At 60.7% G+C, this 23,873-nt stretch carries 21 protein-coding genes and 1 pseudogene; 10 read left to right on the top strand and 12 right to left on the bottom strand.

Going from position 1 to position 23,873, the window contains the following annotated elements; translation table 11 throughout:
- Positions 1-68 precede the first annotated feature (68 nt).
- Entirely contained in the window at positions 69-1,103 is a 1,035-nt protein-coding gene (locus DDF70_RS28105; RefSeq protein WP_114948028.1) for an IS481 family transposase, read from the bottom strand.
- Between the two features lie 117 nt (positions 1,104-1,220).
- Positions 1,221-1,409 carry a nitroreductase family protein gene (locus DDF70_RS39335; RefSeq protein WP_425374124.1) on the bottom strand — a complete coding sequence of 63 codons (189 nt, stop codon included), beginning with the start codon at positions 1,407-1,409 and terminating at the stop codon, positions 1,221-1,223.
- A 437-nt stretch (positions 1,410-1,846) separates the two neighbouring features.
- Here DDF70_RS39335 and DDF70_RS28090 point away from each other — a divergent pair.
- Positions 1,847-2,225: pseudogene (locus DDF70_RS28090) on the top strand (transposase); the annotation flags it as partial.
- Here DDF70_RS28090 and DDF70_RS37005 read toward each other — a convergent pair.
- Together DDF70_RS37005 and DDF70_RS28085 are read right to left on the bottom strand one after the other, a co-directional pair.
- A complete protein-coding gene (locus DDF70_RS37005) occupies positions 2,202-2,399 on the bottom strand; it encodes a hypothetical protein (protein ID WP_162820726.1) in 198 nt (65 codons plus the stop codon). The pseudogene DDF70_RS28090 and the gene DDF70_RS37005 sit on opposite strands and share 24 nt — an antisense overlap.
- Before the next feature lie 66 nt (positions 2,400-2,465).
- Positions 2,466-2,867, bottom strand: coding sequence for a TetR/AcrR family transcriptional regulator (locus DDF70_RS28085; RefSeq protein ID WP_114948026.1), 402 nt, complete (start codon positions 2,865-2,867; stop codon positions 2,466-2,468).
- Between the two features lie 861 nt (positions 2,868-3,728).
- On the opposite strand from DDF70_RS28085, the gene DDF70_RS28075 reads away from it, so the two are divergent.
- Positions 3,729-5,258: a PPC domain-containing protein gene (locus DDF70_RS28075; protein WP_114948025.1), complete on the top strand. Its 1,530-nt coding sequence runs from the start codon at positions 3,729-3,731 to the stop codon at positions 5,256-5,258.
- Between the two features lie 1,086 nt (positions 5,259-6,344).
- Positions 6,345-6,617 (top strand): hypothetical protein, encoded by a 273-nt coding sequence (locus DDF70_RS28065; protein ID WP_162820724.1) that lies wholly within the window; start codon positions 6,345-6,347, stop codon positions 6,615-6,617.
- Positions 6,618-7,262: 645 nt separating this feature from the next.
- Here DDF70_RS28065 and DDF70_RS28060 read toward each other — a convergent pair.
- From DDF70_RS28060 to DDF70_RS28040, 5 genes are all read right to left on the bottom strand, one after another.
- Positions 7,263-8,111, bottom strand: coding sequence for a metal ABC transporter permease (locus DDF70_RS28060; RefSeq protein ID WP_114948022.1), 849 nt, complete (start codon positions 8,109-8,111; stop codon positions 7,263-7,265).
- On the bottom strand, positions 8,108-8,965 hold the full coding sequence (locus DDF70_RS28055; RefSeq protein WP_162820725.1) for a metal ABC transporter permease: 858 nt from the start codon (positions 8,963-8,965) through the stop codon (positions 8,108-8,110). The genes DDF70_RS28060 and DDF70_RS28055 overlap by 4 nt, the downstream gene beginning before the upstream one ends.
- Positions 8,965-9,885 carry a manganese/iron ABC transporter ATP-binding protein gene (locus tag DDF70_RS28050; protein WP_114948020.1) on the bottom strand — a complete coding sequence of 307 codons (921 nt, stop codon included), beginning with the start codon at positions 9,883-9,885 and terminating at the stop codon, positions 8,965-8,967. The genes DDF70_RS28055 and DDF70_RS28050 overlap by 1 nt, the downstream gene beginning before the upstream one ends.
- On the bottom strand, positions 9,882-10,769 hold the full coding sequence (locus tag DDF70_RS28045; protein WP_114948019.1) for a metal ABC transporter substrate-binding protein: 888 nt from the start codon (positions 10,767-10,769) through the stop codon (positions 9,882-9,884). Before DDF70_RS28045 ends, DDF70_RS28050 begins: the two co-directional genes overlap by 4 nt.
- Before the next feature lie 305 nt (positions 10,770-11,074).
- Entirely contained in the window at positions 11,075-11,773 is a 699-nt protein-coding gene (locus tag DDF70_RS28040) for an IS6 family transposase (protein WP_114948018.1), read from the bottom strand.
- A gap of 67 nt (positions 11,774-11,840) precedes the next feature.
- Between DDF70_RS28040 and DDF70_RS28035 the strand changes: the two genes are divergently transcribed.
- From DDF70_RS28035 to DDF70_RS28025, 3 genes are all read left to right on the top strand, one after another.
- Positions 11,841-12,380: a transposase gene (locus tag DDF70_RS28035; RefSeq protein ID WP_342633960.1), complete on the top strand. Its 540-nt coding sequence runs from the start codon at positions 11,841-11,843 to the stop codon at positions 12,378-12,380.
- 117 nt (positions 12,381-12,497) lie between these two features.
- Positions 12,498-13,532: a selenium-binding protein SBP56-related protein gene (locus DDF70_RS28030; protein ID WP_281024397.1), complete on the top strand. Its 1,035-nt coding sequence runs from the start codon at positions 12,498-12,500 to the stop codon at positions 13,530-13,532.
- A 57-nt stretch (positions 13,533-13,589) separates the two neighbouring features.
- Positions 13,590-14,321: an SCO family protein gene (locus DDF70_RS28025; protein ID WP_114948017.1), complete on the top strand. Its 732-nt coding sequence runs from the start codon at positions 13,590-13,592 to the stop codon at positions 14,319-14,321.
- A gap of 86 nt (positions 14,322-14,407) precedes the next feature.
- Here DDF70_RS28025 and DDF70_RS28020 read toward each other — a convergent pair whose 3' ends face one another.
- Positions 14,408-14,968, bottom strand: coding sequence for a group I truncated hemoglobin (locus tag DDF70_RS28020; protein ID WP_114948016.1), 561 nt, complete (start codon positions 14,966-14,968; stop codon positions 14,408-14,410).
- A gap of 573 nt (positions 14,969-15,541) precedes the next feature.
- Here DDF70_RS28020 and DDF70_RS28015 point away from each other — a divergent pair.
- Positions 15,542-16,978 (top strand): amidase, encoded by a 1,437-nt coding sequence (locus tag DDF70_RS28015; RefSeq protein WP_114948015.1) that lies wholly within the window; start codon positions 15,542-15,544, stop codon positions 16,976-16,978.
- A gap of 307 nt (positions 16,979-17,285) precedes the next feature.
- On the opposite strand, the gene DDF70_RS28010 is transcribed toward DDF70_RS28015, so the two are convergent.
- Entirely contained in the window at positions 17,286-17,984 is a 699-nt protein-coding gene (locus tag DDF70_RS28010) for an IS6 family transposase (protein ID WP_114948014.1), read from the bottom strand.
- Between the two features lie 283 nt (positions 17,985-18,267).
- The gene (locus DDF70_RS28005) at positions 18,268-20,205 is read right to left on the bottom strand and encodes a putative bifunctional diguanylate cyclase/phosphodiesterase (protein WP_245435672.1); all 1,938 of its coding nucleotides are present in this window, start codon (positions 20,203-20,205) and stop codon (positions 18,268-18,270) included.
- 671 nt (positions 20,206-20,876) lie between these two features.
- Between DDF70_RS28005 and DDF70_RS28000 the strand changes: the two genes are divergently transcribed.
- The 3 genes from DDF70_RS28000 to DDF70_RS27990 form a co-directional block, all read left to right on the top strand.
- Positions 20,877-21,089, top strand: a complete 213-nt coding sequence (locus DDF70_RS28000; RefSeq protein ID WP_245435671.1) for a hypothetical protein — start codon at positions 20,877-20,879, stop codon at positions 21,087-21,089.
- Between the two features lie 175 nt (positions 21,090-21,264).
- Positions 21,265-22,419 carry a plasmid replication protein RepC gene (gene repC, locus DDF70_RS27995; RefSeq protein ID WP_114948029.1) on the top strand — a complete coding sequence of 385 codons (1,155 nt, stop codon included), beginning with the start codon at positions 21,265-21,267 and terminating at the stop codon, positions 22,417-22,419.
- A 269-nt stretch (positions 22,420-22,688) separates the two neighbouring features.
- Positions 22,689-23,873, top strand: a 1,185-nt coding sequence (locus tag DDF70_RS27990; RefSeq protein ID WP_114948012.1) for an IS256 family transposase, incomplete at its 3' end; no start/stop codon positions are given.

Below are 23,873 nucleotides of genomic sequence, written 5' to 3'. Positions count from 1 at the left end.
TGTAGTAGTCGGTATTTGATCTGACATTTGGCGTCTGAGAGTGATCGGGTCGAGCCTGTCCGACAGGATCAGGCTGCAATCATCTTCTCCTTTGCCAGCGGCATGCCATCCATGAAGGTTTGCATCGGCGTCTTGCCAAAGCACCACCGCCCCTGGTGCGGCCGTTCCTCATTATAACTGCGAACCCAAGCATCGAGATCAGTCTGGAGTTCAGCGATCAAGCCATAGATCTTCTTGCGGAAGGCCACGCGATAGAACTCGTCCAGCACCGTCTTGTGGAAGCGCTCCACAATGCCGTTGGTCTGTGGGCTCTTGGTCTTGGTCCGGGTGTGATCCACGTCCTCGACCGCGAGATACAGCTCATATTCGTGGCGCTCGGGGTTCCCGCAGTACTCGGTGCCGCGGTCGGTGAGCACCCGACACAGCTTCACCTCATAGGCATCGAAGAAGGGGAGAACCCGATCGTTGAGCAGGTCGGCGGCCGTGATCGGTGTCTTGCGGTCGTACAGTTTGGCGAACGCCACCTTGGTGTAGGTGTCGATGAAGGTCTGCTGGTCGATGCGCCCCACCCCTTTCATGGTGCCCACGTAAAAGGTGTCCTGCGCCCCACAGTAGCCGGGGCATTCGCTCTCGAACTCACCATGCGCATCCTTCTCGGCCTTGGCCTTCTCCAGGGCTGCCACCTGGCTCTCCGTCAGGATCAGGCCTTCCTGCGCCACCTTGGCTTCCAGGGCTTTGAGCCGCTTCTTCATCGTCTCGAGATCGTGCCGCTGCCACACCCCACGCACGCCGGCCGGTGAGATCGAATGGCCGCGCTTGCGCATCTCGTTGGCGATCCGGATCTGGCCGAAGGCCGGCTGCTCCAGGGACAGCTCGACGATGACGGCCTCCACCTCGGGCGGGGTGCGGTTGGCCAGCAGCGGCTTGCGCCGGGTCAGCTCCTGCAGGGCGAGCTCGCCGCCGGTCTCGTAGAGTTCCTTGAAGCGGTAGAAGCTGTCGCGGGAATAGCCCATCATGTGGCAGGCCTGGCTCACGTTGCCGAGCTGCTTGGCCAGCTCCAAAAGGCCGAGCTTGGCGCGAATGATCTTCTGCTCGGTGGTCATGACAGTGGTCCTTGTGAACGCCGAGGCCGGGCGCTACGCACCCCGACCACTCCGCGCCCGACCTCGGCTCATGCCTCAGCCTAACGACACCGTCTGTCAGATTAAGTCCAAACTACTTCACTTGAGTTCGGCGTAAGCCTTGGCGCGCGCACCCTCGAAACCGGCAAGCGCCTTCCGGTTGCATTGCTCAAAGCTGGTGCGTACAACGTCCCGAGCCTTCTCGCTTTTCACCCGTACGAACCGCCAGGGCTGACTGTTGCCGACGGAAGGCGCTAATTGCACGAGATCGAGGAGGCGCTCCTCCAGGTGCGGAGGAACCAGATCGCTCCGGAACCGGCGAACATCCCTGCGCCAGACCAGTAGCTCTTCGAAACGAAGCGGAATTCATCGTCGAACGATGGAGGGAATGGGCGCCCAGCAGCCTGCATCACGTACTTCTCCAAATCAGAACATTGCGGGCAGATCGGGGAGACGAACTAGCCTCTTGGCTCCCCGATCGCTGCCTTTGCGTATTATCCCCGGTGCAAGTCGCAGCCAACAGGGGGCTCGCTCGTGCATGATCCGCAGCAACCGTATTCCACGGATCGGTTGGGATACGCACTGAGCACTCCCCAGGCCTTGCTTAAGCGATGCGTACTGACGGACTTCGGGCGTCCAAGCTCGAGCATGCGGTTGAGCGCATCAACGGCGATGGCAGCTTCCATCACACGACGCCAGCCTGTCTGCGAGCGGAACGCATCCCCCGCTACCCCAAGGCGGTAGAGTGCGTGCGCAAGGACCAGCGGACGCTCTTGGCCTTCTTCGACTGGCCCGCCGTGCACTGGATCCATCTGCGCACGACAAACCCCATTGAGAGTGTGTTCGCCACGGTGCGGCATCGCACCGTGCGCACCAAGGGCTCACTGTCACCAACACCGCCCGGCTGATGGTGTTCAAGCCCATCATGGCGGCGAAAATCAGTTGTCGAAGGTGATTGCTGGTGTCAAATTTAAGGACGGCGCCGAGATCACAACGATGCCGTCACACAACGTCGCCTGGTCAGCCCCATCACCTAAATTCCGGTTTAATTCTTCCCCAGTGGTGTTGCGCCTGCGAGCTCTACTCAGCGATGCCCTTGCGTAGCAGGCGGTTGACCGCTTGGACGACCTGCGCGTGCTCCTCCTCCGAGAAGGGACTGAGGTCGTGCATTTCCAGGCTGTTCAGGCCCTCAATGGCCAGCCAGCCCACCAGCGCCGCGTCCAGATCGTCCGACGTGGCTTTTAGAGCATCGGACGCAAATTCGAACTCACGTCCGATGCTCTAAGCTTTTGCTTTCCTGCATCTTTCCACGCAAAGTCGTTTCCCACTTTTGCGTTCGATGCTCTAGGGTCTCCAGGGTCGCCTTAATGACCTCGCGCACGGGATCGAGCAGACGCGGGTTCTCGGCCGACGCCGCCAGCATGCCGTTGGCGACCTCCTTCGGCCCTCGCGCAGCTTGAGCAGCGCTGCCGTGCACAGGCGCGCTTCCAGGTTGCGCCCGGGCTCGGCCCGACCTCGGAGCGCCTCCCGTTCCGCCGAAACCTCATCCACGAGGCGCTGGATCATGGCCTGAAGCAGCGCGTCCTTGGTAGGAAAGTTGTAGAGCAGCCCACCCTTGCTGAGACCCGCCCGTTCGGCCACGGCTTCCAGCGTCAGCCGCCCCGACCCGATCTCGCTCACCAGCTCCGCAGCCGCGTCGAGAATTTTCTCGCGGGAACTCTTTCGGCCCCGAACCCGTCCCACCATTCACCACCCTTGCCCTGACGCGTCCAGCCGAAAAGCCATGCGCCATATCAGCGCCCGTCCGACTGGCGTCAAGACCATCGCAGTCTCATGCCTCTGATTTACGCCCACGTTAACTCCAGTAGCCGGTTTGACCTCGATCTGGACAGCCGACTTAGGATTTCTGCGCCGACAAGCCCGGTATGAATGGGTGGGTTCAACTGATCACTTCAACACAGTCCGCATTTCGACAGAATCTCATCGCCAACGGACGCGAGCGGCGCAGTGGCATCAATGGTCGTCGCGTTCCTGGGAAGGTCCTCTTTCGTTGCTGTCCGTTGACATCTTGGTGTGAGACGTCGTGGTGAGCGTTTTCAAGCACTTAGCTTTGAGCACTTAATTCGAGAATATACATTTGAATTGAGAAACTGGATGGTTTTGTACATTTCTTTTGAGACGGGCGCCGTCCAACATTGGTCGTGGATTTTGGAGGCGGAATTGGCGGCAGCGGAGAGGGCACCGATTAGAACTGGCATCTGAAATGAGAAATTAAACGGCCCGTTTGTCTCATTATTAATGTCCAAAGCTGCCTGAATCCCAGTATTCTCATTCCAAGGTGTCGGCTGACACCTCAGCCGCACAAGGATCTTTTCTATTCGCTCGGTATCAGTCGAGAGCTTACGATCTGTTTGGCTCCATAACTTGACTGTCCCAATGTCCGACAAGTTGTAGGGATTATCGGACTTGCTGCGCTATTTCTGTACCAGTGGCATGGTACTGTCTGAGCGTGAGATCATGAAACGTTATTGGACGATTGGACCTGCTTTTCTCAGCGGCCTCCTCGCTTTTTATCCCGTTAGGGCCCAGGAGTGTGGCTCAGCGCCGATGGCGCTCGATCAGTCAAACGGCATCTGGGGACGAGTGGACCGAAAGCCGAAGGTGGTTAGGTTCAGCATTTCCATGGTGGAGCGAAAGCCTCTGTCCTGCATCGCCGTCAGGACAGTCGGCCGCGAGGGGGCCTCGAATTCGAGTGAGCTTGGTCAGGCTCTGAGAATTACGGAGCAGGCTAAGCCACGGCCTGCTGGCGAGACGCGCTCCATTCCGCTCGAAGCCACGGAAGGCGGGCACCCGGTGTCTTCTGCGGTGTTCACCGTCACGAAGATCGGCGGCTCTGGGATGATCGCCGAGAATGTCTCGGGCTCAATCACCTTGGCGCCTGGGCACTACCGCATCTCGGCTGTCACCGACACGAGAACAGGGCAGAGTGACGTCGAGGTCATGAAGAATGCCCCGCTGAAAATCGTCGTAACGCTGACTGCCGACCGCCCCAAAGCCAGTCTCCAGCCGGCACGCGCGAGCGTTCCCGCCACCGAAACCCTCGAGGTGAAATGGACCGGCCCGAACGGCAAGGACGACTACATCGTTTTTGCCCAGCCGAATGGCAATGGCCGCGAAACCCGGCATTTTGGCTACACGCGTGACGGCAATCCCCTCAGGGTTCGCGTCCCCGGAGAATCGGGCGATTACGAGTTGCGCTATGTGTCGGATGCGAGCGGGGCGATCCTCGCCCGGGGCAAGATCACGGTGACACCCGTGACGGCCACGCTCAACGCTCCGGCCCAGGGCGTGGCCGGGTCCGAAATTGCGGTGACGTTCACAGGCCCAAACGCCCCGGAGGATTGGGTCGGACTGGCGAAGGCTGGAGCCGACGCGAGGGCCTATGAGGCCGGAGCATGGCGGTATGCCAACAACGACTCCCCGGCACCGCTGCATCTTCCGGTCGAGCCAGGGTTCTACGAAGTCCGGTATGTCTCGGGTCTCGACCCGAAGATCCTCGCGGCAAAGCAGGTGGAAGTGACGGCTGCCAGCGCCTCGGTGATGGCCCCAGCCCGCGGCATGGCCGGAGCCACCATCCAAGTCAGCTTCAGCGGAACAGGGAGCGGGGACAGCTTCATCGGCGTGGTGAAGCAGGGGGCGGAGGAGAGGGCGTGGATTTCCGGAGCCTATCACCGCCCGGACCGGCAACAGGTCTCGCTGCGGCTGCCGGGCGAGCCTGGGCCTTATGAGGTCCGCTTCGTCTTAGAAGCGAACGGCGTCTACAAGGTGCTTGCCTCGACCCCGATTATGGTGGAGCCGGCCGTGGCCAGCATCTCCGCGCCGGATCAGGCCAGGCCCGGGTCCGAGGTGACCATCGCCATCACTGGCCCCAAGGGCGATGGGGATCGGGTCGCCATTGCTCCCGTCGGCACGGCTCCCGATGCTTTTATCGATTACCGCGATGCTACCCCTGATAAGTCATCTGTCACCCTCCGGGCCCCCAGCAAGCCCGGAGCATACGAGGTACGCTATGTGATGAGGGCTCCCGGAACCGCGGGCAGACGGGTGATCGCGCGTACATCGCTACGGATCCAATGAGCCGTGAATTCATCATGTCCGATCGGCATCATCAATCTATTGATCAGATCCGATCATGTTGGGCCCAGACTGCACTCAGAAGCCCACTCTCCATTCCCTTACAATCCTGCTCGTTTATGGGTTGCCCATCAGGTCTGCCAATTCAGCCCATCCACCTGTTGGCTTCGTCTCAGCAACAGGCGAGGGGATAGCCGTAGCAGGTTGGGAAGCATGAGGTTTCGTGGGGCACTCAATTGGCGGATCAGCGTCAGCGTCGAGACAGGTTGCTCTAGAAGAATAATTCGACCTCACTCGCGCGGAAGCGCCCACCCTGGTGAGAGAGCGCTTCCATCATCAGACATCGAAGATCAGAGGATGAAATCAGCCTTGGAGAGGATCCCGACATCCCTGACGAGGATCTCGAAGTCGCTTCTGCCGTCGCCATCGACATCGCCTTGAACGATCACATGATGGCCCAGATCGCGGATGCGAAGCTCGCCGGCCCTGTCCGAGAAAGCATTGGTCCAATGAACTTGAAGGAATTGTTCCCGCTCCGGTCGGTGTTCGCGTCGATGGTGCGCAGATCGATGGCGTCCTGCCCACGATGGAAGTCTAGGATCCGATCCCGCGTGGAACTCGTCCGGCCCGAATGACAGGATCGAGACAAGAAAGGCCTCCTCACCCGCCATTACCACGGAGACGGGGCGTCCAGGGGCAGAGAAGCCAGGGCGGGGACAATTGGCTCCCGCTAAAAGAAGGACCTCGGCTCTAAGAGGCTTCAGCTTGGCCAAACAAAACCCTTCGCGCCTGTTCGCGACGCGAAGGGCTACGCAACCGAGGGCCCCGCCCCTACCCAACCGGCCCTCCATCATTTAATCTCAATGTTGAGATAAAGTTCCTTCTACAAGGCCAAACGAGGCTCCCAGCTTACGGCTGCCATTCAGATGGAGCGCGGAGTGCACCGGCAGCCGACAGGTATGCCACGGACACAGGATCGAGCAGAGACCGACCTTACGCAGTCCATGATCGTCGGAGGCCCTAGTGTTGATAGGGTGCGGATTGACCTCGCGAGGGCACCGGCTTCTGTACAATCCGCCGGTTGCCCCAATGACGTTCGCGGCGCTGCCTCAGCAGCGCCCAACGCTGATCATGGCTCCAAACCGTGAGGGCGTCATCGCCAAGGCCTATGCGTGGGTCGCGGCGACTGAGAAATGCGTGAAGGGGCTTGAACTGGATGAGGAGCGCGAAACATGGCCCGCCGCAGCATCCGCTCAAAGAACGATGGCGACGAGTGGGGGGCTTTCCACCGTAGGAGATTGTGGGCATCAAGAAGCGGTTCTGGCGCAGGATCCGAGCGGCGGTGCGAAGCCGCGGACATGACGAGAAGGTCAGGCGCGGTCCTCATTCTTTTGAGCGCCGGGAACGATCGTCTCTCGGCAAAGGGGTAGCTCTCTCAATTCATTGACGGTTCACCGGGAGAGGAGCACCTTTCATCATCGGCCGTCGGCCGTACTCACGACCAAGCCCAGCAACCCCAAGCCCTCTCATCGATGAACTTGGTCGGGTTCTCCCCTCAACCCGTCAATCGCGCCCCGTCGTGGACCTCGTCTGTCCAGGTCAAGCGAAGGCCGAAATGAAGCGCCCTGGCCAAGAGGGTCGATCTCCTGGCCAGGGCGCATGCGAAGCGGGATGGCGCTCCGCGCTATCCGTAGACCGATCTCAGCGATCAGCCGATGCCGGCTGTATAGAGGTGCGCGGTAAACGATCCGTATCCAACAGAAATGAAAACGCCCCGGCTGAGGGCTGTCTGAAACCTCAACCAGGGCGTTGAGCGGAGGGTAGAGCTCCGCACCGGATTGTTAGGCCCGGTGGGAATATCCTGAGCTGACAGAGTAAAGGTTTCGTCTCTGGCTGAAAGAAAGCGCCCCAGCCGAGAGAGGTTCGCTCAAACGCTTCAAGGACGCGCCGGCACCGAAGCCGTGCACTGATCAATGCGCCGCAGCTGACCGAGGGTTGCCGCGACCGTCACTCCGCCGCACGGCTATGGGCAGGAATGACGAACCGACTCCAACAGAAGAATGCTGCAAGGAAAGTGCCGGTCATCAGCAGAACGATGGTTGGAGCGGGGGCGCTGTCGATGAAGAAGCTGAGATAGACACCAGTGAACGATGCCACCGCGGCGACCAGCACCGACACGACCAGCATCGTCCCGAACCGTTTCGTCAGCAGAAACGCCACCGCGCCCGGCGTGATCAGCAGGGCAATGGTCAGAATAATGCCGGTTGCGGTGAGCGCGCCCACAATCGTCAGGGAGAGCAGGGACAAGAAGCCGTAATGGAGGCGCCGCACCGGCAGGCCCATGGCTTGGGCCTGCTGCGGATCGAAGGCATGCAGCAGCAGATCCCGCCACTTCATGGCAATGATGACCAGCACGACCGCGGCGATGACCCCGCTCTGCAACAGGTCTGGCCAAGCCACGCCGAGCATGTCGCCAAAAAGGATGTGGTCGAGATGCACCTCCGTCTCGACTTTGGTGTAGAGCACGATGCCGAGGCCGAACATGCCGGAGAACACGATGCCCATGACCGTGTCCTCCTTGATGCGACTGTTCTCCTTCAGATAGCCGGTGACGAGCGCACAGACCATGCCGGACGCGAAGGCGCCCACTGCCAGGGGAAGGCCCGCGATGTAGGACAGAACAACGCCGGGCAGCACCGCATGCGAGACCGCATCCCCCATCAGCGACCAGCCCTTGAGCACCAGGAAGCACGACAGCAACGCCGTTGGAACGGCCACCAGCACGGCGATCACAAGGGCTTCCCGCATGAACGGGAAGGTGAACGGCAAGACGAGCGTGTCGACCAGTCCGGTCATGGGCTCGCCTCTGATGCGGCCCGCATGCGCCGGCGGGCGGCAAGCAGCCCATGCTTGGGCGCCAGGAAGAAGGCGGTCAGGAAAACCAGTGTCTGCAGGACGATGATGATGCCGCCGGTGGCGCCATCGAGAAAGTAGCTGAGATAGGCGCCGATGCCGCTTGAAAGCGCGCCGACCGCCACGCTGATCAGGATCAGTCGTGGAAAGCGGTCGGTCAGGAGGTACGCCGTGGCACCCGGCGTCACCACCATGGCGATCACCAGGAAGGCCCCGACTGTCTGCAGCGCCGCGACCGTGCAGGCGCTGAGCAGAGTGAAGAACAGGACTTTCATAGCGGAGGGATTGAGGCCGACCGAGCGGGCATGGTTCTCGTCGAAGAAGGTGACGAGCAGGTCCTTCCACTTCACCAGCAGAATGGCGAGAGACACGCCTGCGATGACGACGAGTTGCAGCGTATCCTCGGGCGTGACGGCCAGAATGTTGCCGAGGACGATGGTCTGGATATTCACGGAGGTGGGCGAGAGCGACACCATGAACAGCCCAAGCCCGAAGAACGAGGTGAAGATCAGCCCGATGATAGCGTCCTCCTTGAGCTTCGTGCGCTGGTTCAGGAAGAGCATGGCACCCGCGGCCAGCGCACCGGAGAGGAACGCCCCAACGGAGAAGGGCAGGCCGAGCATGTAGGCGCCGGCGACGCCTGGGACGATGGAGTGTGAGAGCGCATCGCCGATCAGCGACCAGCCCTTGAGCATCAGATAGGCGGATAGGAAGGCGCAGACCGCCCCGACGAGGGCACTCACCCACATAGCATTGACCATGTACTCGTAGGAAAACGGCTCCAGGAGCTGGGTCATCAGGTGCGCTCGCTCCCGGCTGGTGGTGCTTTGGCCGAATCCTGCTGCGTTCCATCCGAGGCTTTGTCCGCGTAGATGACCAGCGGCCGCTCGTCGTCGGAGATGACATCGACCGAAGCGGCGCCCGCGTGACGACTGGCGTCGAAGACGAAGTGCCGGAGCACGCCGCCGAAGGCCTTTTCCAGGTTGGCCTGCGTGAACACCTCTTCCGTCAGCCCGGCAGCGAGCACGGTCCGGTTCAGCAGCACCGCACGATCACAGAACTCAGGCACGCTACCGAGATTGTGGGTTGAGACCAGGATCACGCGGCCTTCGTCGCGAAGGCCGCGCAGGAGCACGATGATGGCCTCCTCCGTGGTCACGTCGACACCGGTGAAGGGCTCATCGAGGAGAATGACACTGGCGTGCTGCGCCAAGGCGCGTGCCAAGAAGACCCGCTTCTTCTGACCACCCGAAAGCTCGCCGATCTGGCGCTTCCGGAAGGCCTTCATGCCGACCCGTTCCAGCGCCGCGTCCACCGCCTCGTGGTCGTGGCGCCGGGGCAGACGCAGCAGGTTCATGTGGCCGTAGCGGCCCATCATCACCACGTCCTCGACCAGAACGGGGAAGTTCCAGTCGACGTCCTCACTCTGGGGCACATAGGCGACGATATTGCTCTTGAGCGCCTGGGCCACGGAGCCGCCGAGGATCGAGATCGAGCCGGGGGACACGGGAACAAAACCCATCACGGCCTTGAACAAGGTCGACTTGCCGCTGCCATTGACCCCCACCAGAGCCGTAATGGTACCCCGCGGGATCACAAAGCTCACGTCCCGAAGAGCCGTATGCCCATTGCGATAGGTGACGGTTGCACCACTGACGGCAAGTCCCGCGTCGGCGGCGCCTGAACGAGGGTCGGCTCGTCGGGTGGGAGCGTTCATTCGGCCAGTCCCTTGGCGATGGTCTCCGAGGTGACGCGCAGGAGATCAAGATAGGTCGGCACCGGACCTGTGGCATCGCTCAGGGAGTCGACGTAGAGAACGCCGCCGTATTTGGTGCTGGTCTCGCGGGCCACCTGCCGCGCCGGATCGGGCGAGACGGTGCTCTCCGAGAACACAGCCGGGATGGCGTTGGCCCGCACGGCATCGATGACCTTGCGCACCTGCCGCGGCGTACCCTGCTGATCGGCGTTGATCGGCCAGAGATAGACCTCCTTCAGGCCAAAATCGCGGGCGAGATAGCTGAATGCCCCCTCGCTCGTTACAAGCCAGCGGCGCTGCTCGGGGATAGCTGCCAGGGTCGACCGGATCGGCGCGACGGTGGCCTGGATCTTCGCCTTGTAGGCCTCCGCATTGGTCCGGTAGGTCTCTGCATGCTTAGGATCGTGCTTGGCGAATGCATCACGAATGTTGTCGACATAGATGAGGGCGTCGCTGGGCGACATCCAGGCATGGGGATTAGGCTTGCCGGTATAGGGCCCCTCCTGGATCCCCATCGGCGTCACGCCCTCAGAGACGACGACGCTGGGCACCTCCTTCAGATTGCGGAGGAACTTCTCGAACCAGAGCTCAAGATTGAGGCCGTTCCACAGGATGAGCTGGGCATCCTGCGCCCGCAGGATATCGCCCGGCGTCGGCTGGTAGTTGTGGATCTCCGCGCCCGCCTTGGTGATCGACTCCACGAGAGCGGCATCGCCGGCCACATTCTGCGCCATATCGGCGATGATCGTGAAGGTGGTGATGACCTTGAACTTGCCCTCGGCTCCATGAGGGGACGATGTAGTGAAGAACAAGGTTGCAAGGACCAGCAGGGGCAGCAGCTTCATTATCGTCTCCTCCAGGATCGGTTAGGCACTTAATGCACTTGCAAATCATTTGCAATAAGCCTGTTGAAGCGACTTGGGATCAGAACAAGAGCTGCGCCCATTAGGGGCTAGCGCAAGAACTGTTCCCATTGACACGCTAAGATAGAACGAATGAGGAACTTGCGCTTTTTATGAGTCAGTTGCGCTATGCGGCGCGAGCGAAGGCTTGCGGCAGTCGCAAGGGTCGAAAGCCGTCCACGAGCACAGGCTGCTGGCACTGTTGCAGCAACTTGAAAGGGCATAACGAACGCCGTCGGGCGGGTCATTCAGGCTGCTAGACCGAAGAGCTGATTAATGAGACGGACTTCGCTTGTCGCTCGACATCCCCGCTTGTTGTAATGACCGCGGCGGATCATGCGCATGACTTCGAAGCCCGTCAGAGTTGCGGCGGCGGTTTTCATGCTCTGGAAGCCGCGTGTCGGACGGATCACGCGCTTGAGCGCGCCATGCTCCGCCTCAAGAATGTTATTCAGATATTTCGAGGTGCGGTGTACCACATCGTTCGGCAGAAGCCCTTCGTTCTGCAGGCGCAGGATCGCCTTGGGATACGACGCCAGTTTGTCGGTCGTGATGGATGAAGGAGGATAGTCACTCACCGCTCGCAGGGCTTTGCGCAGGAAGCGATAAGCCGCTTCGGTATCGCGCCGATCGGCCAGCATAGAGCCGATCAGACGGCCCTGTTTATCGACCGCTCGGAACAAATATCGCCAGCGCCCGCCGACCCGCACGTAAGTCTCATCCACGCGCCATGATCCGGACCGCTTTCCTTGGTACGGGCGGATCCTCTTCTCGATCTCCGGGGCATAGCGTTGAACCCAGCGAAAGATCGTGCTTGGACTGACGCCGACACCGCGCTCGGACATCATTTCAGCCAGATCACGGTAGCTGATCCCGTACTTGCAGTACCAGCGCACGCACAGCAGGATGATCTCAACAGGAAAGCGACGGCGCTTGAACAGAGACACGGGAGCGGATCCTTGATAAACCGCTCTTCGCTATACGGCCGAGGTTAATGCAACGGAGCCAGGCAACCTGCTGAAGAACAGCGTGCATCCCGCTGACATCCATGATCGCGCAGGGGCCGAACTCCTGCTGGAGGGGCTGCAACATCTCTTTCCGGCCATTGAGCGCCTGTGGGCCGACACCGCTTATCGCGGGCTGAAGGACTGGTTGTCCAGAGCGCTCGGATGGAAGCTGTCCATTCCGCAACACTGGTGGAGCGGCGGCGTCTGGATGCGGGCTGACGCGGAGCCGCCGACGCGCCCGAGTGGCTTTCAGGTGCTCGCGCGAAGGTGGGTGGTGGAGCGGACCATCGGTTGGCTGACCACCAACCGGCGGCTGGCCAAGGACTACGAGCGCTTGGTCGAGACCGGCGAGATACTGCTCTATCTCAAGGTCATCTTGGCTGAGGGTATAGTGCTTGATGATCGGGTGTTCCTGCCGAGGGACACCGAACACGAGTTGGCATTCATCATCAGTCAGCAAGCCACGTTGTGCCATTGTACGCCCCTACACAGCCCCGGCGTCATGATCAAAAGGAGGCCGGGGTCCGGGCCGGGATTATGGGATTGACGAGAGCCGGGTGCCGAATCCTGTTTGGCCGCTGTCCACAGAGCGAGCGGCGCGGGCGGCGGCCACCCCTGTCCATCACCTTCTATGTTCCTGCTTTGTCCGGTTTACCGAGGTTTATTGCACAAACCTTGCGGGCTCCCCTACTTCTGGGTTGCGGGCCTGTCCGACAGCAAAATCCACATCTTCGACGTAGCGACGAACCCGGCCAATCCGAAGCTGGTCAAGACGATCGACGACTTTGTCGAGAAGAGCGGCGGCGTGGTCGGCGCGCATGGCGCCTATGCCCTGCCGGGCCGCATGCTCATTCCGGGGCTGTCCAACAAGAACCATGACGGGCGTACCGGCCTGGTCGAGTACAGCAATGACGGGCAGTACATCACCACGCACTGGCTGCCGACCGCCGAGAACACCCAAGGCGCGGCCGTCGAGAAGATCGCGGACGGCTATGGCTACGATGCTCGCGTGCTTCTCCGGAAGAACGTCATGCTCAGTTCGTCCTTCACAGGCTTCAACAACTACATGCGCCCGCTCGGCGAGGTCATGAAGGACGAGGAGGCGATGAAGCACTTCGGCCAGACCATGGTCCTATGGGACTTCCATGCCCGCACGCCGAAGAAGGTGTTCAATGTTCCGGGTGCGCCGCTTGAGATCCGCTGGGCCTGGGGACCGTATAACAATTATGCCTTCACCTCGACCGCCCTGACCTCGAAGCTATGGCTCGTGTACGAGGATGCGGACGGCGACTGGAAAGCCGAGGCGGTGGCGGATGTGGGCGATCCGACCAAGCTGCCGGTTCCGGTCGACATCAGCCTGAGCGCCGACGACCGGACGCTGTTCGTCGACAGCTTCATGGATGGCATGACCCGGGTCTTCGACGTCTCCGACCCGCATAAGCCGAAGCAGATCTACGAACGGAAGGTCGGCGGTCAGGTCAACATGGTCTCGCAGAGCTGGGACGGGAAGCGTCTCTACTATACCAGCTCGCTGCTCTCGAACTGGGACAAGACGGGCACCGACGGCGAGCAGTTCCTGAAAGCCTACACCTGGGACGGAAAGGAACTGGCACCACGGTTCGAGGTCGATTTCATGCGCGAGGGGCTCGGCCGTCCGCACATGATGTCATTCGGTTCCTCGAAACTCTACGCAAGCTGACGAACTGCGGGCGGGCGCTCAAGGCTCCCGCCTTGCCCTCGCCAGGGGAGGGATCCGATGCCGAGCCTTGCTGTCGCCCGTCTGGTTCTGGCCACCGTGCTGTGTGGGGTACCGTTGGCAGCATCGGCCCATGATCTGCACGAGGGCAGGCCAAACACCGGGCAGGGGAGCAACCCGAGCGCTGGCTACGCCTTCGCTCTGCCGGAGCCTGGAAGCTATCGGCTTCCGGCCATCCGCCCCGCCGCCGGAGGGCGTGTCCTGGATGAGAGGGGGCAAGGACATGATCTGACCGACCTCCTTCAGGGGCGGATCACCGTCCTGGCGTTCATGTACACGCGCTGCGGCGATATCTGCCCGACCGCGACGTTACAGTTGTCACTGTTGCAGGACCTCGCCGCCAAGGATGCACGGTTGGCCCAGCGCATGCAGCTGGTCTCGCTGAGCTTTGACCCGGATCATGACACACCGGGAGTTCTAGCCGAATATGCGGCGGCTTGGCGGTCCGATGAAACCGGCGCCCCCGACTGGCTCTTCCTCACGGCCCCGGACCGCTCGGCACTCACGCCCGTGCTCGCCGCCTACGGCCAGACGGTCAGTGCCAAGCCCGAGCCCAACGCGGCAGGTGGCCCACTGTACCACATCTTCCGCGCCTTCCTGATCGATGCCTCGGGCCAGATCCGCAACATCTACAGCCTGGATTTCTTAGACCCGGACCTGGTGCTCACCGACATCAGAACCCTGATCCTCGATCAGGAGCAGGATCAGCATGCGACTGGTTCCGTTCCTTAGGTCAAGCACGCCGTCTCCACATGAGGAGAACATCATGGTGAACTTGACCCCCGTATCGGCTCTGATCGGCGGACCGCTAGCCGCATTCAGCGCCGGACATAGCCAGCCGTGACCTCGTCTTTATGGGCAGCGAAGGCAGCCATGACTTCGGCCTTCTCGCGCTTCGGGACCTTGAAGAAGTCCAGGGTCCGTCCGAGCTCCGCCGCAACCGCATCGAATTCGGCGGGCGAGATCCGAAGGTCGCGGTGCGCCTCCTCCAGGCCGAGCGGCGTCGTGCCGGGCTTGGTGGCCGTGAACTGGAACGGCCCACCCGCAGCGTTGCAGACCCACAGCGTCCGCATGAACTTGAGGCCGGGCAGTCGTTCCAGGTTCTTCGTGTGCCAGTCCCGCAGTTGCGGGTTCTTGGACTTCTGGCCGACGATCGGGTTCTTCACGACGGCGTCGCTGAAGTGATCCACCACCGCTGCGATGGCGAAGACGCCACCCAGCCGCTCGTACAGGCTTTTCTCAGGCTTTGTCTCGGGCTCGGCTGGCTTGGCTTGGGCGTACGCGAGATCCGCCTCGGCCAAAGCCACTGGGGCAGCAGCCAGCGCAAGCCCAAGGACCGCACGTCGTCTTGTAAGGGATGTCGAAAGAAGCTGTTCCATGACATTCTCCTGGGCTGCGTCGATCTACGCTTGTAGCGAATGGCCGCCCAATCACCTTCGACCTGACATTCGATGCGACGGGCAGGAGAAGGTTCCCGTCTGGCTAGCTTACCGGACCCAAGGGTTCTGGAAGCTCTTGGTCCGAGAGCAGCGCCAGCAGACGCTTCCGTAAAACAGCTATCGCAAAATTCCATCCACCTGTGCGCCGGCGGGGGCTTAGCGTGGGGTATGGTTTGAGCTCGGAAGGTGTCTTGATGGAACACCTGAGACCTAAGCCCAAGGGCAGCAATCCTCACATAACCGGACGTTCCGAGGGAGCTAGGAACTTCAGTGCGTGACCCTGCTTGTGTAAAAACTCCACCACGCCTGACTTTGACGAACTATTTGTACAATTTTGGCTTCCTAAGCCTGGGAAATCCCGGTTTGGACAGGTGAGCAAAACATAAGATTGCGCGAAGATGCGTCCCATCTGCGTTTTGACACAACCAAGACCCAGAACGGACCTTTATGGGTTGTAAACTGAAATCTAGCTGAGGCTCTCATGGCACGTACTGGCCGACGGGTGAGACGATCATGGCATGTGATGAGAACTTGATAAAACTAACAGCCTGTGCGGCCGTCGACCTTCTAAGACGGGGAGAGGTCACGCCGCTCGATTGCTTAGACACCCTTGAGACCCGAGTGGCTGCCGTGGACAGCGCCGTCAACGCGCTGCCGATCCTCTGCTTCGACCGTGCTCGCGAACAGGCCCGCCGGCTGATGCAGCGCCCCCCGAACGAGCGGGGCCTGCTGGCGGGGCTGCCTGTGCCGATCAAGGACCTGACCGACGTGGCGGGCGTGCGCACCACCTACGGCTCGCCGATTTTCGCCGACTTTGTCCCCGAAGCCTCCGACATCCTGGTGAACACCATCGAAGCTGAAGGCGGGCTGATCTATGCCAAGTCCAATACGCCGGAGTTCGGCGCGGGCGGCAACACCTTCAACGAGGTGTTCGGCGCGACGCTGAACCCGTGGAACACGGCGCTGTCCGCCGCGGGCTCGTCGGGCGGGGCCGCCGTCGCGCTCGCCACCGGGACGGCTTGGGTGGCGCAGGGATCCGACCTCGGCGGCAGTCTGCGCAACCCAGCCAGCTTCTGCGGCGTGGTCGGCCTGCGGCCGAGCCCGGGCCGGGTGGCCAGCAATCCTGGGGCCAAGATTGACCGGCTCCTCAGTGTGAAAGGTCCCATGGGCCGGACCGTCGAGGACACCGCCCTCCTTCTCGATGCCATGACCGGCGAGAGCCCGGGGGATCCCCTGTCGCTGCCCAGAACCGAAAGCTTTCTGGCCGCAGCCCGTTCCGGCTGGCGACCGGCGCGGATCGCCTTCTCGCCCGATCTCGGCATCACGCCGGTCGACCCGGAGGTGGCCGCCATCTGCCGGGCCGCGGCCGAACGGTTCACGGAGCTGGGTACCATCGTCGAGGAGGCGCATCCCGACCTCTCAGAGGCCCATGATGCCTTCCAGGTCCTGCGCGGCATGACATTTGCCGTCAGCTATGCCGGGCTCTTGCAGAACCATCGGGACAAGATGAAGCCGGAGGTAATCTGGAACATCGAGCAGGGCCTGAACTACACGATGGCCGATGTCGTCCGGGCAGAGAACCAGCGCGCCGCCTTGTTTCGGCGCATGAACGCCTTCTTCGACACCTACGACCTGCTTCTGTGTCCAGCGACGATTGTGGCCGCCTATCCGGCGGAGGAACGCTACGTGAGCCAGTGCGCTGGTCACACGTTTTCGAACTATGTCGAGTGGCTGGCGATCGCTTACGCGATCACCCTGACGGCGTCACCAGCCCTCAGCCTGCCGTGCGGCTTCACCCGCGACGGCCGCCCTGTTGGATTGCAGACTGTCGGTCGTGTCCGCGCCGAGGGACGCGTCCTTGCCGGAGCACGCGCCCTTGAGGACATTCTAGGATTGCACGGTCTCACGCCGATCGAGCCACGAGTGCCACGCACGACCGGACATTCTTGACCTGATTGGCCGAAAGGTCGGCAACTGGCACGAGGCGGAAGTAGGTCGAATGTCAGCTTAAGATCGGAACACCACACCTTCTGAAAGGTCAGGGAATTTCTCTGCCTGACCCAGCCTGTGTCAAACGCGAATCGGTCCGAGCTCGACGAACTATTTGTACAACATCAACCTCATCGGCCGTGAGATCTCCGGCCTACTCGGCCTCTTAAGACATAAAGTTGCTTCAACGAGCGACACGTCGGCGTTTTTACACGGCTTTGTTGCGTTAACTTGAAAAGGACAAAACGAACCCAGTCGAATGGGTCATTCAGGCCGCAAGACCGAAGATCCGGTTCACAAGACGGATTTCGCCTGTCACGCCGCGCTGTGCCAGGCCACAATGGCCGCGGCGGATCATCCGCATCACCTCGAAGTCTTTGATGGTGGCGGAGGCAGTTTTCATCCTCTGGAAGCCGCGGGTCGGCCGGATTACACGCTTGAGCGCTCCATGATCGGCCTCAATGGTGTTATTCAAATATTTTGATGTCCGGTGCTCAACATTTGTCGATAGCAGGCCTTCCTTCTGCAGGCGCTGAATTGCCTTGGGATACGACGCCAGTTTGTCAGTCGTAATCGAGAATGGCGGATAGTCGCTCACTGTCCTCAGGGCTTTGCGCAGGAAGCGATAGGCAGCCCTGGTGGTGCGCCTGGCTGACAGCATGAAGTCGATCAGCTGGCCGTGCTTGTCGACCGCACGAAACAGATATTTCCATTTCCCGCCGACCCGCACATAGGTCTCATCCACCCTCCAGGAGCCGGACCGATGTCCCTGGTATCGGCGAACCCGCTTCTCAAGCTCTGGCGCATAGCGCTGCACCCAACGAAAGATCGTGCTCGGGTCGATCTCCACACCGCGCTCTTGCATCATCTCAGCCAGATCGCGATAGCTGATGCCGTACTTGCAGTACCAGCGCACGCACAGCAGGATGATCTCGACGGGAAAGCGACGGCGCTTGAACAGAGACAACAGGGCGGCTCCTCAGATAGCCGCCTTCCTCTAAACTGCCAAGGTTAACGCAACGGTGCCCCCGTGAAGCCCGGAATAGGGCGCCACCGAATGCGCGGCTTCGAACGTAAACTCGCAATATGTCTTCATTCACCCTGCTCCCGTCGCCGGTTCTCTTTCCGGTGGCTTTGAAGGACCGCTATCCAGCCGCCTAAATTTTCCTATCACGACTGGATCTTCCAGCAAAGACGTCAGTCCATTCAGGATGGTCGCTCATGATGCACTCCGAATCGTCACCTACGAGTTACGCTGATGGTACCGGTAACACTGGGTCGAGTGTATAAACCAGCTCATGGGCTGGCTTAGGACGTCCGAAGTAGTAGCCCTGAGCCTCCGTGTAGCCCGCCGTCCGAACCTGTGTAAGTTGCTCCTTTGTCTCAATGCCCTCAGCAACAGTGGACATACCGAGGCCAGCCCCAAGGCTTGCGATCGATTGTACAATCGTCATTGCATCACGCCGTAATGAGAGATCCCGCACAAACGACCGATCGACTTTAATCCGGTCGAACGGAAAACTGCGGAGATAGCTGAGAGACGAATAGCCCGTTCCAAAATCATCGATGGCGATCTGCACGCCCAGCCGGCGCAGCTCATGGAGAGCCGCCATCGTCGCTTCGTTCTCATCGAGCAGGGACGTTTCCGTGATCTCCAGCTCGAGCCGTCTTGGAGCAAGCCCCGTACTCTCCAGTGCATTGCGCACGCTTTCGACCAGCGTCCCATTGCGGAACTGAACAGGCGAGAGATTGACGGCAACCTTGATGTCCCGTGGCCAATTGACTGCTTCAGCGCAAGCCGTCCGTATGACCCATTCGCCAAGAGGTGAAATCAACCCAATGTCCTCGGCGACCGGGATATACTCTGCCGGTGACACCTTCCCCCACCTGGGATGGCGCCAGCGAAGGAGTGCCTCGAAGCCATTGATCTCATTGAGCTTGAGATTGACCTGAGGCTGGAAAAACAGCTCGAACTCATCATTCGCCAGAGCCTTGCGCAAGTCGATTTCAAGCGACTGTCGTTCATCCAATCGCGCCTCCATGCTCGGCTCGAAGTAGCAGAACATGCCACGGCCCTGGGATTTAGCCGCGTACAGGGCAAGATCTGCACGCTTCAGCATTTGGTCAGGCGCTACAATGTCTGGTTCGACCGAAGCAATGCCGACGCTGGTGCCAATGACGATCTCACGCCCATCGACAGAGTAGGGGGCGCTCAACCGCTCCACAATGCGCTTCGCAAGGACAGTGTAGGTTTCGAGCCCGACCTTAGCCTCCAGCAGGATACCGAACTCGTCGCCACCAAGGCGAGCAACGATGTCGCCATCGCGCAGGCAGTTCCGCAGCCGATCCGCGACGACCCTCAGAAGCGCATCTCCGATCTCATGACCTAGTGTATCATTGACGCTCTTGAACCGATCAAGATCCAAGCATAGGACAGCGAATTGGATGCCTGCTTGCCGCCACCTGCCGAGATACATCTCCAGTTGCTCATGGAAGAGCACGCGGTTCGCCAGTCCGGTCAAAGCATCGTGGCTGGCGGCATGAGCGAGATGACCCGTGAGAGCATGGAGATCTCTATGCGCTCGTTGCAGCAATTGATTATGGCGGCTGAAGAGGCCAATCAGGATCAGCCCAAGCAGGATCAGACCGAGCGATAGTCCTGAGAAGATCCAGTACAGGCGATTGAGCTCTTGCTGATCCTGGGCGATCCGTTCACCTCCACGAATTTGGGCATATGATGCGAGCTGTAGCAACCGCGGCTCCAGCGGTTCTAACAGCTGAAGCGTCTGCTGGACGGAGCCAGGGCGCTCGAGTTCTGCCATGAGAGGCTGCACTAAAACCAAGACATCAGCCAAACGGCGGAGAGTAGTCTGCTGATCAGGATCGCCTTGAATGATGCTTTGGAAGCGACCCTCGCTGAGCAGCTTTGCCCTGCTAAGCAGGATGTCGAAGCGGAGCTCAACTTCGTCCTTGTCGACACCTCGGCCGGGGACGTTGAAAGCATCTAACCGGCGCTCGAGGCGCATGAACTCTGACACCGCCTGGCTGGCCTGCCAAGCCGGGTTATAGTGCGTGATATCTTCTAAGACCTTCTGACGTTCGGTCACCAGCACCGCAAGATAGGCGCTCGCCACAAGGAAGCAGACAGTAACGGCCCCGAAAATTGCTTTGAGGGTGCGCAGTGACACAGACCCATCCCTAGGAGATTATAAGCCGATCTTACCCGAACGGATCATGACAGAATACTGTTAAGTAAGCGACGTTTGGCAGAAAAAGCGATGCGCCCAGTTCAACTCCGTGAGCGCAGTTCTAGGTTCCATACTGGGGTGTTCGGCGAAATTCGCTCGGCAGCCAAGTTGAGATGTCACTGTTCGCGTGAAATAGATCTACGCGGCTGGGTCGTTTCAGGTGGAGTTCCTCTTCGCCCTATCGGGGTATCACCCTTCAATCCCCGTCGAAGTCCGATAAGGTTCCAGTGGTCATAGGTCGGACGAGCACCTCTCGGGCACTCCGCCAAAAATTGGCTCTCTTGAGTCTATCGCAAATATTAATTGTAGGATTGCTTCTGGCATCCAGTCTTCAAGGTACAACATTGAGTCCTGGAGAGAGGAAAGTCGAGATGTGCCTCGAGGGGAACGCCCCATAACTCAGGAGGTAGAATCAAGTGCGTAAAGCCAGATCGCATGGAACCAGCCTTTTACTTGCGAATTGATTCGGCTTTTTGCGCTAATTGATTCTGCCTAAAGGAGTTTTCTAACGAAGAATCCAATTATTGTGAATGGATTCTTGCGCTCAGACTCCACAGCCACCCCAGAATCGGGCAATCCTCGTATCGCTACGAGTATCATGGATGTACGCAATGGCTGATGCAGCGAGTCGCAAGCGAGCTCAACGTCTCCGTCAGACACGGCGGGAGAGGGGAGACCGGGAAACCAATGTTTGGCTTCCTCGAGAAATCGGCACTGCCATCGACGAAGCCGTCGAGAGCGGTCTCTTCCCCTCGCGCCAAGTCGCTATCACCCATGCGCTCGAAGCAGCCTTCGTTCGTAAGGAGCTGAAGACTGTGACGTAACCCAGGCAAAGCAAAAGGCCCACGAAGCTGGAAACTTCGAGGGCCTTTGGAGACCACCGCGAGGGTGGGCATAAGTAAAGATGTGACAATCTCCTTATGCCATCCCGACAAGCTGAGTGTCAAGAGCATCGGTTTCGGTGAACGCTCCCGCTTTGCCCTCAACCAGGAGGGAACGATGCAGCTTGCATCGTCAGGAGGCCGGCGGCTGAGACATGCCGCTCTGGCCGCGAGAGAGCTTGCGCTCGAAACCGGGCGCACAGTGACGCGCAAAGAACTATCGGCGGCCGCCCGGGAAGCGGCCAAGGCTCTGGAATTGCGGAATGGACCCCGATCGGTTCTGTCCGAGCTCGTCGCCTGCTGGGGCGAGCAGGAGTGGGAGCGACTTCTGGTCTGGCCATCCAACGATTACTTGGTCAGCCGAACAGGGATGTCTGAGAGGGGGATCCGCAAGGCTTTCCGTGTCCTCATCGACCAGCAACTGATTGTCCCAAAGGAATCTCCTAACGGGAAGCGCTATGCCATCAAAGACTTAGCTGGCGAGATCGTCGATGCTTTTGGCTTCGACCTGACCCCCATCTATGCCAGGCGAGGGGAGTGGGCTGAGCGTCTGATCGAGCAGAAGCAGGCCCGGGAAGCACGCAAGCGCACCTTTGACGAGATTACAATCGCCAGACGAGCCGCCCAGGAGGCGCTCGGGAGCCTGTCACGCGAGTTCCCTGACCTGGATCGCTCCGATCTTGAGGAGCGGCTTAGAGGGTTGCTGGCGCGGACCCCGTTGCGCAGCACGAAGGCCATGCCGATCGATATTCTGGACGAGTGGAAATCCCTTAGGAGTGCGTGCGAGGAAGCGTATTATCAAGCGGGCTGTGCCGGAACTCAGTGCCGCCACACTAATAACAACAACGGATCCCCTAGTAAGTCTTGTAACAAGGGCTTTCCGAAGAAAGCTGAGCCGGTTCGTTCTACCGAACAACCGGCCGAGCACCTATCACCGGAATTGATCCTTGAGGCCTGCCCGACCTTGAGCGACTACGGCCAGCCGGTGCGGGATATGGCCGACATCGTCGCAGCCGGCCGCTACCTGCGCGCCTCGCTTGGAGCGCATGAGAGCGCCTGGGCCGAGGCGGTGGAGGAGATCGGCACCGTCAGGGCGGCGATCGCCGTGATCTACACCCTGCAGCTCTACGAGGACGACGTGGCTCGAAACGGCGGCGAGAGCCGGATCAAGAACCCGGGCGGCTACTTCCGCGCGCTCATCCGCATGGTCAAAGCCGGCAAGATCGACCTCGCCGTCGAACTCCTCGCCATGAGGAGGCGCAGAATGGCCTAGGGAGAGGAGCCATGCGCGGCGGGAGGAAAACGGGCCAGCGTGCCTGGGGTCAGGGAGCGGCAACTGCCGGGTGCATCACGGATGTGAATCGTTGGTGCTCAAAGGATTCAGGACTTTGATTGGACCGCGTTCAGGAGCCCGCGCCGCGACGGTAGAGTCCGCGCTGGTGGTGGAAATTTGCTGACGCGCCGGGTGATGGGATGAGGTGGTCATTGGGAGGACCGGCTATGGTGGAGTTGCTCGACTGCACCCCAGCTGAAGGAACCCCAATGACCGATGACAGACTACCACTGGCTGAACTGATGGCGAAGGCCGACGACGGCGACTTTCTGCGCAGTGTCGCCGAAAGCGTGCTCCAGATCCTGATGGAAGCCGATGTCGAGGGCGTGATTGGTGCCGCCCGGTATGAACGCAGCGGCGAGCGGGCCACCTACCGCAATGGCTATCGCGAGCGGGCGCTCGACACCCGCCTGGGCACCCTGAACCTCAAGATCCCCAAGCTGCGCACCGGCGCCTATTTCCCCGGCTTCCTCGAGCCTCGGCGCACGGCCGAGAAGGCGCTCGTGGCGGTGATCCAGGAAGCCTGGATTGCCGGCGTCAGCACGCGCCGTGTCGACGATCTGGTCCAGGCCATGGGCCTGAGCGGCATCTCGAAGTCCTCGGTGTCCAAGCTCTGCAAGGACATCGACGAGCGGGTGATGGGCTTCCTGCGGCGCCCGCTCGCCGGAGAATGGCCATATCTATGGCTTGATGCCACCTACCTCAAGGTGCGGGAGGGCGGCCGCGTCGTCTCGGTGGCCGTCATAGTGGCAGTGGCGGTCACGACCGAGGGCCGGCGCGAGATCGTCGGGCTGCACATCGGTCCGAGCGAGGCGGAGATCTTCTGGACCGACTTTCTGCGCGATCTGGTCAAGCGCGGGCTCACGGGCATCAAGCTGGTGATCTCGGACGCGCATGAGGGCCTCAAGGCCGCCATCCGGCGGGTGCTGGGCGCGACCTGGCAAAGGTGCCGGGTGCATTGGACCCGCAATGCGCTCGCCTACGTGCCGAAGGCGCACCAGACCATGGTAGCGGCCGGGCTACGCCAAGCCTTCCAGCAGCCCGATCCGGCGGCGGCCCGGGCCAGCCTCTCGCATTTTGCCGACCAACTCCACAACCGCTGGCCCAAGCTCAAGGTCTTCGTCGACGACAGCATGGACGACGTGCTGGCCTATATGAGCTTCCCGGCCCAGCACCGGACGAAGCTGCATAGCACGAACCCGCTGGAGCGCTTGAACAAGGAGATCAAACGGCGGGCCGATGTGGTGGGCATCTTCCCGAACGAGGACAGCATCAGGCGTCTGATCGGCGCGGTGCTGCTGGAGGCCAATGACGACTGGCAGCTCCAGCACCGTTACATGCAGATCGAAGGGATGACTGAGCTCGCAACACCGATGATCAACCCGCAGGCCCTA

This window comes from Microvirga calopogonii (assembly GCF_003347665.1).
In the GTDB taxonomy this organism is placed as follows: Bacteria; Pseudomonadota; Alphaproteobacteria; order Rhizobiales; family Beijerinckiaceae; genus Microvirga; species Microvirga calopogonii.
Note: the sequence above shows the minus strand (reverse complement) of the source record. Positions and strands in the feature narration are given on the sequence as shown.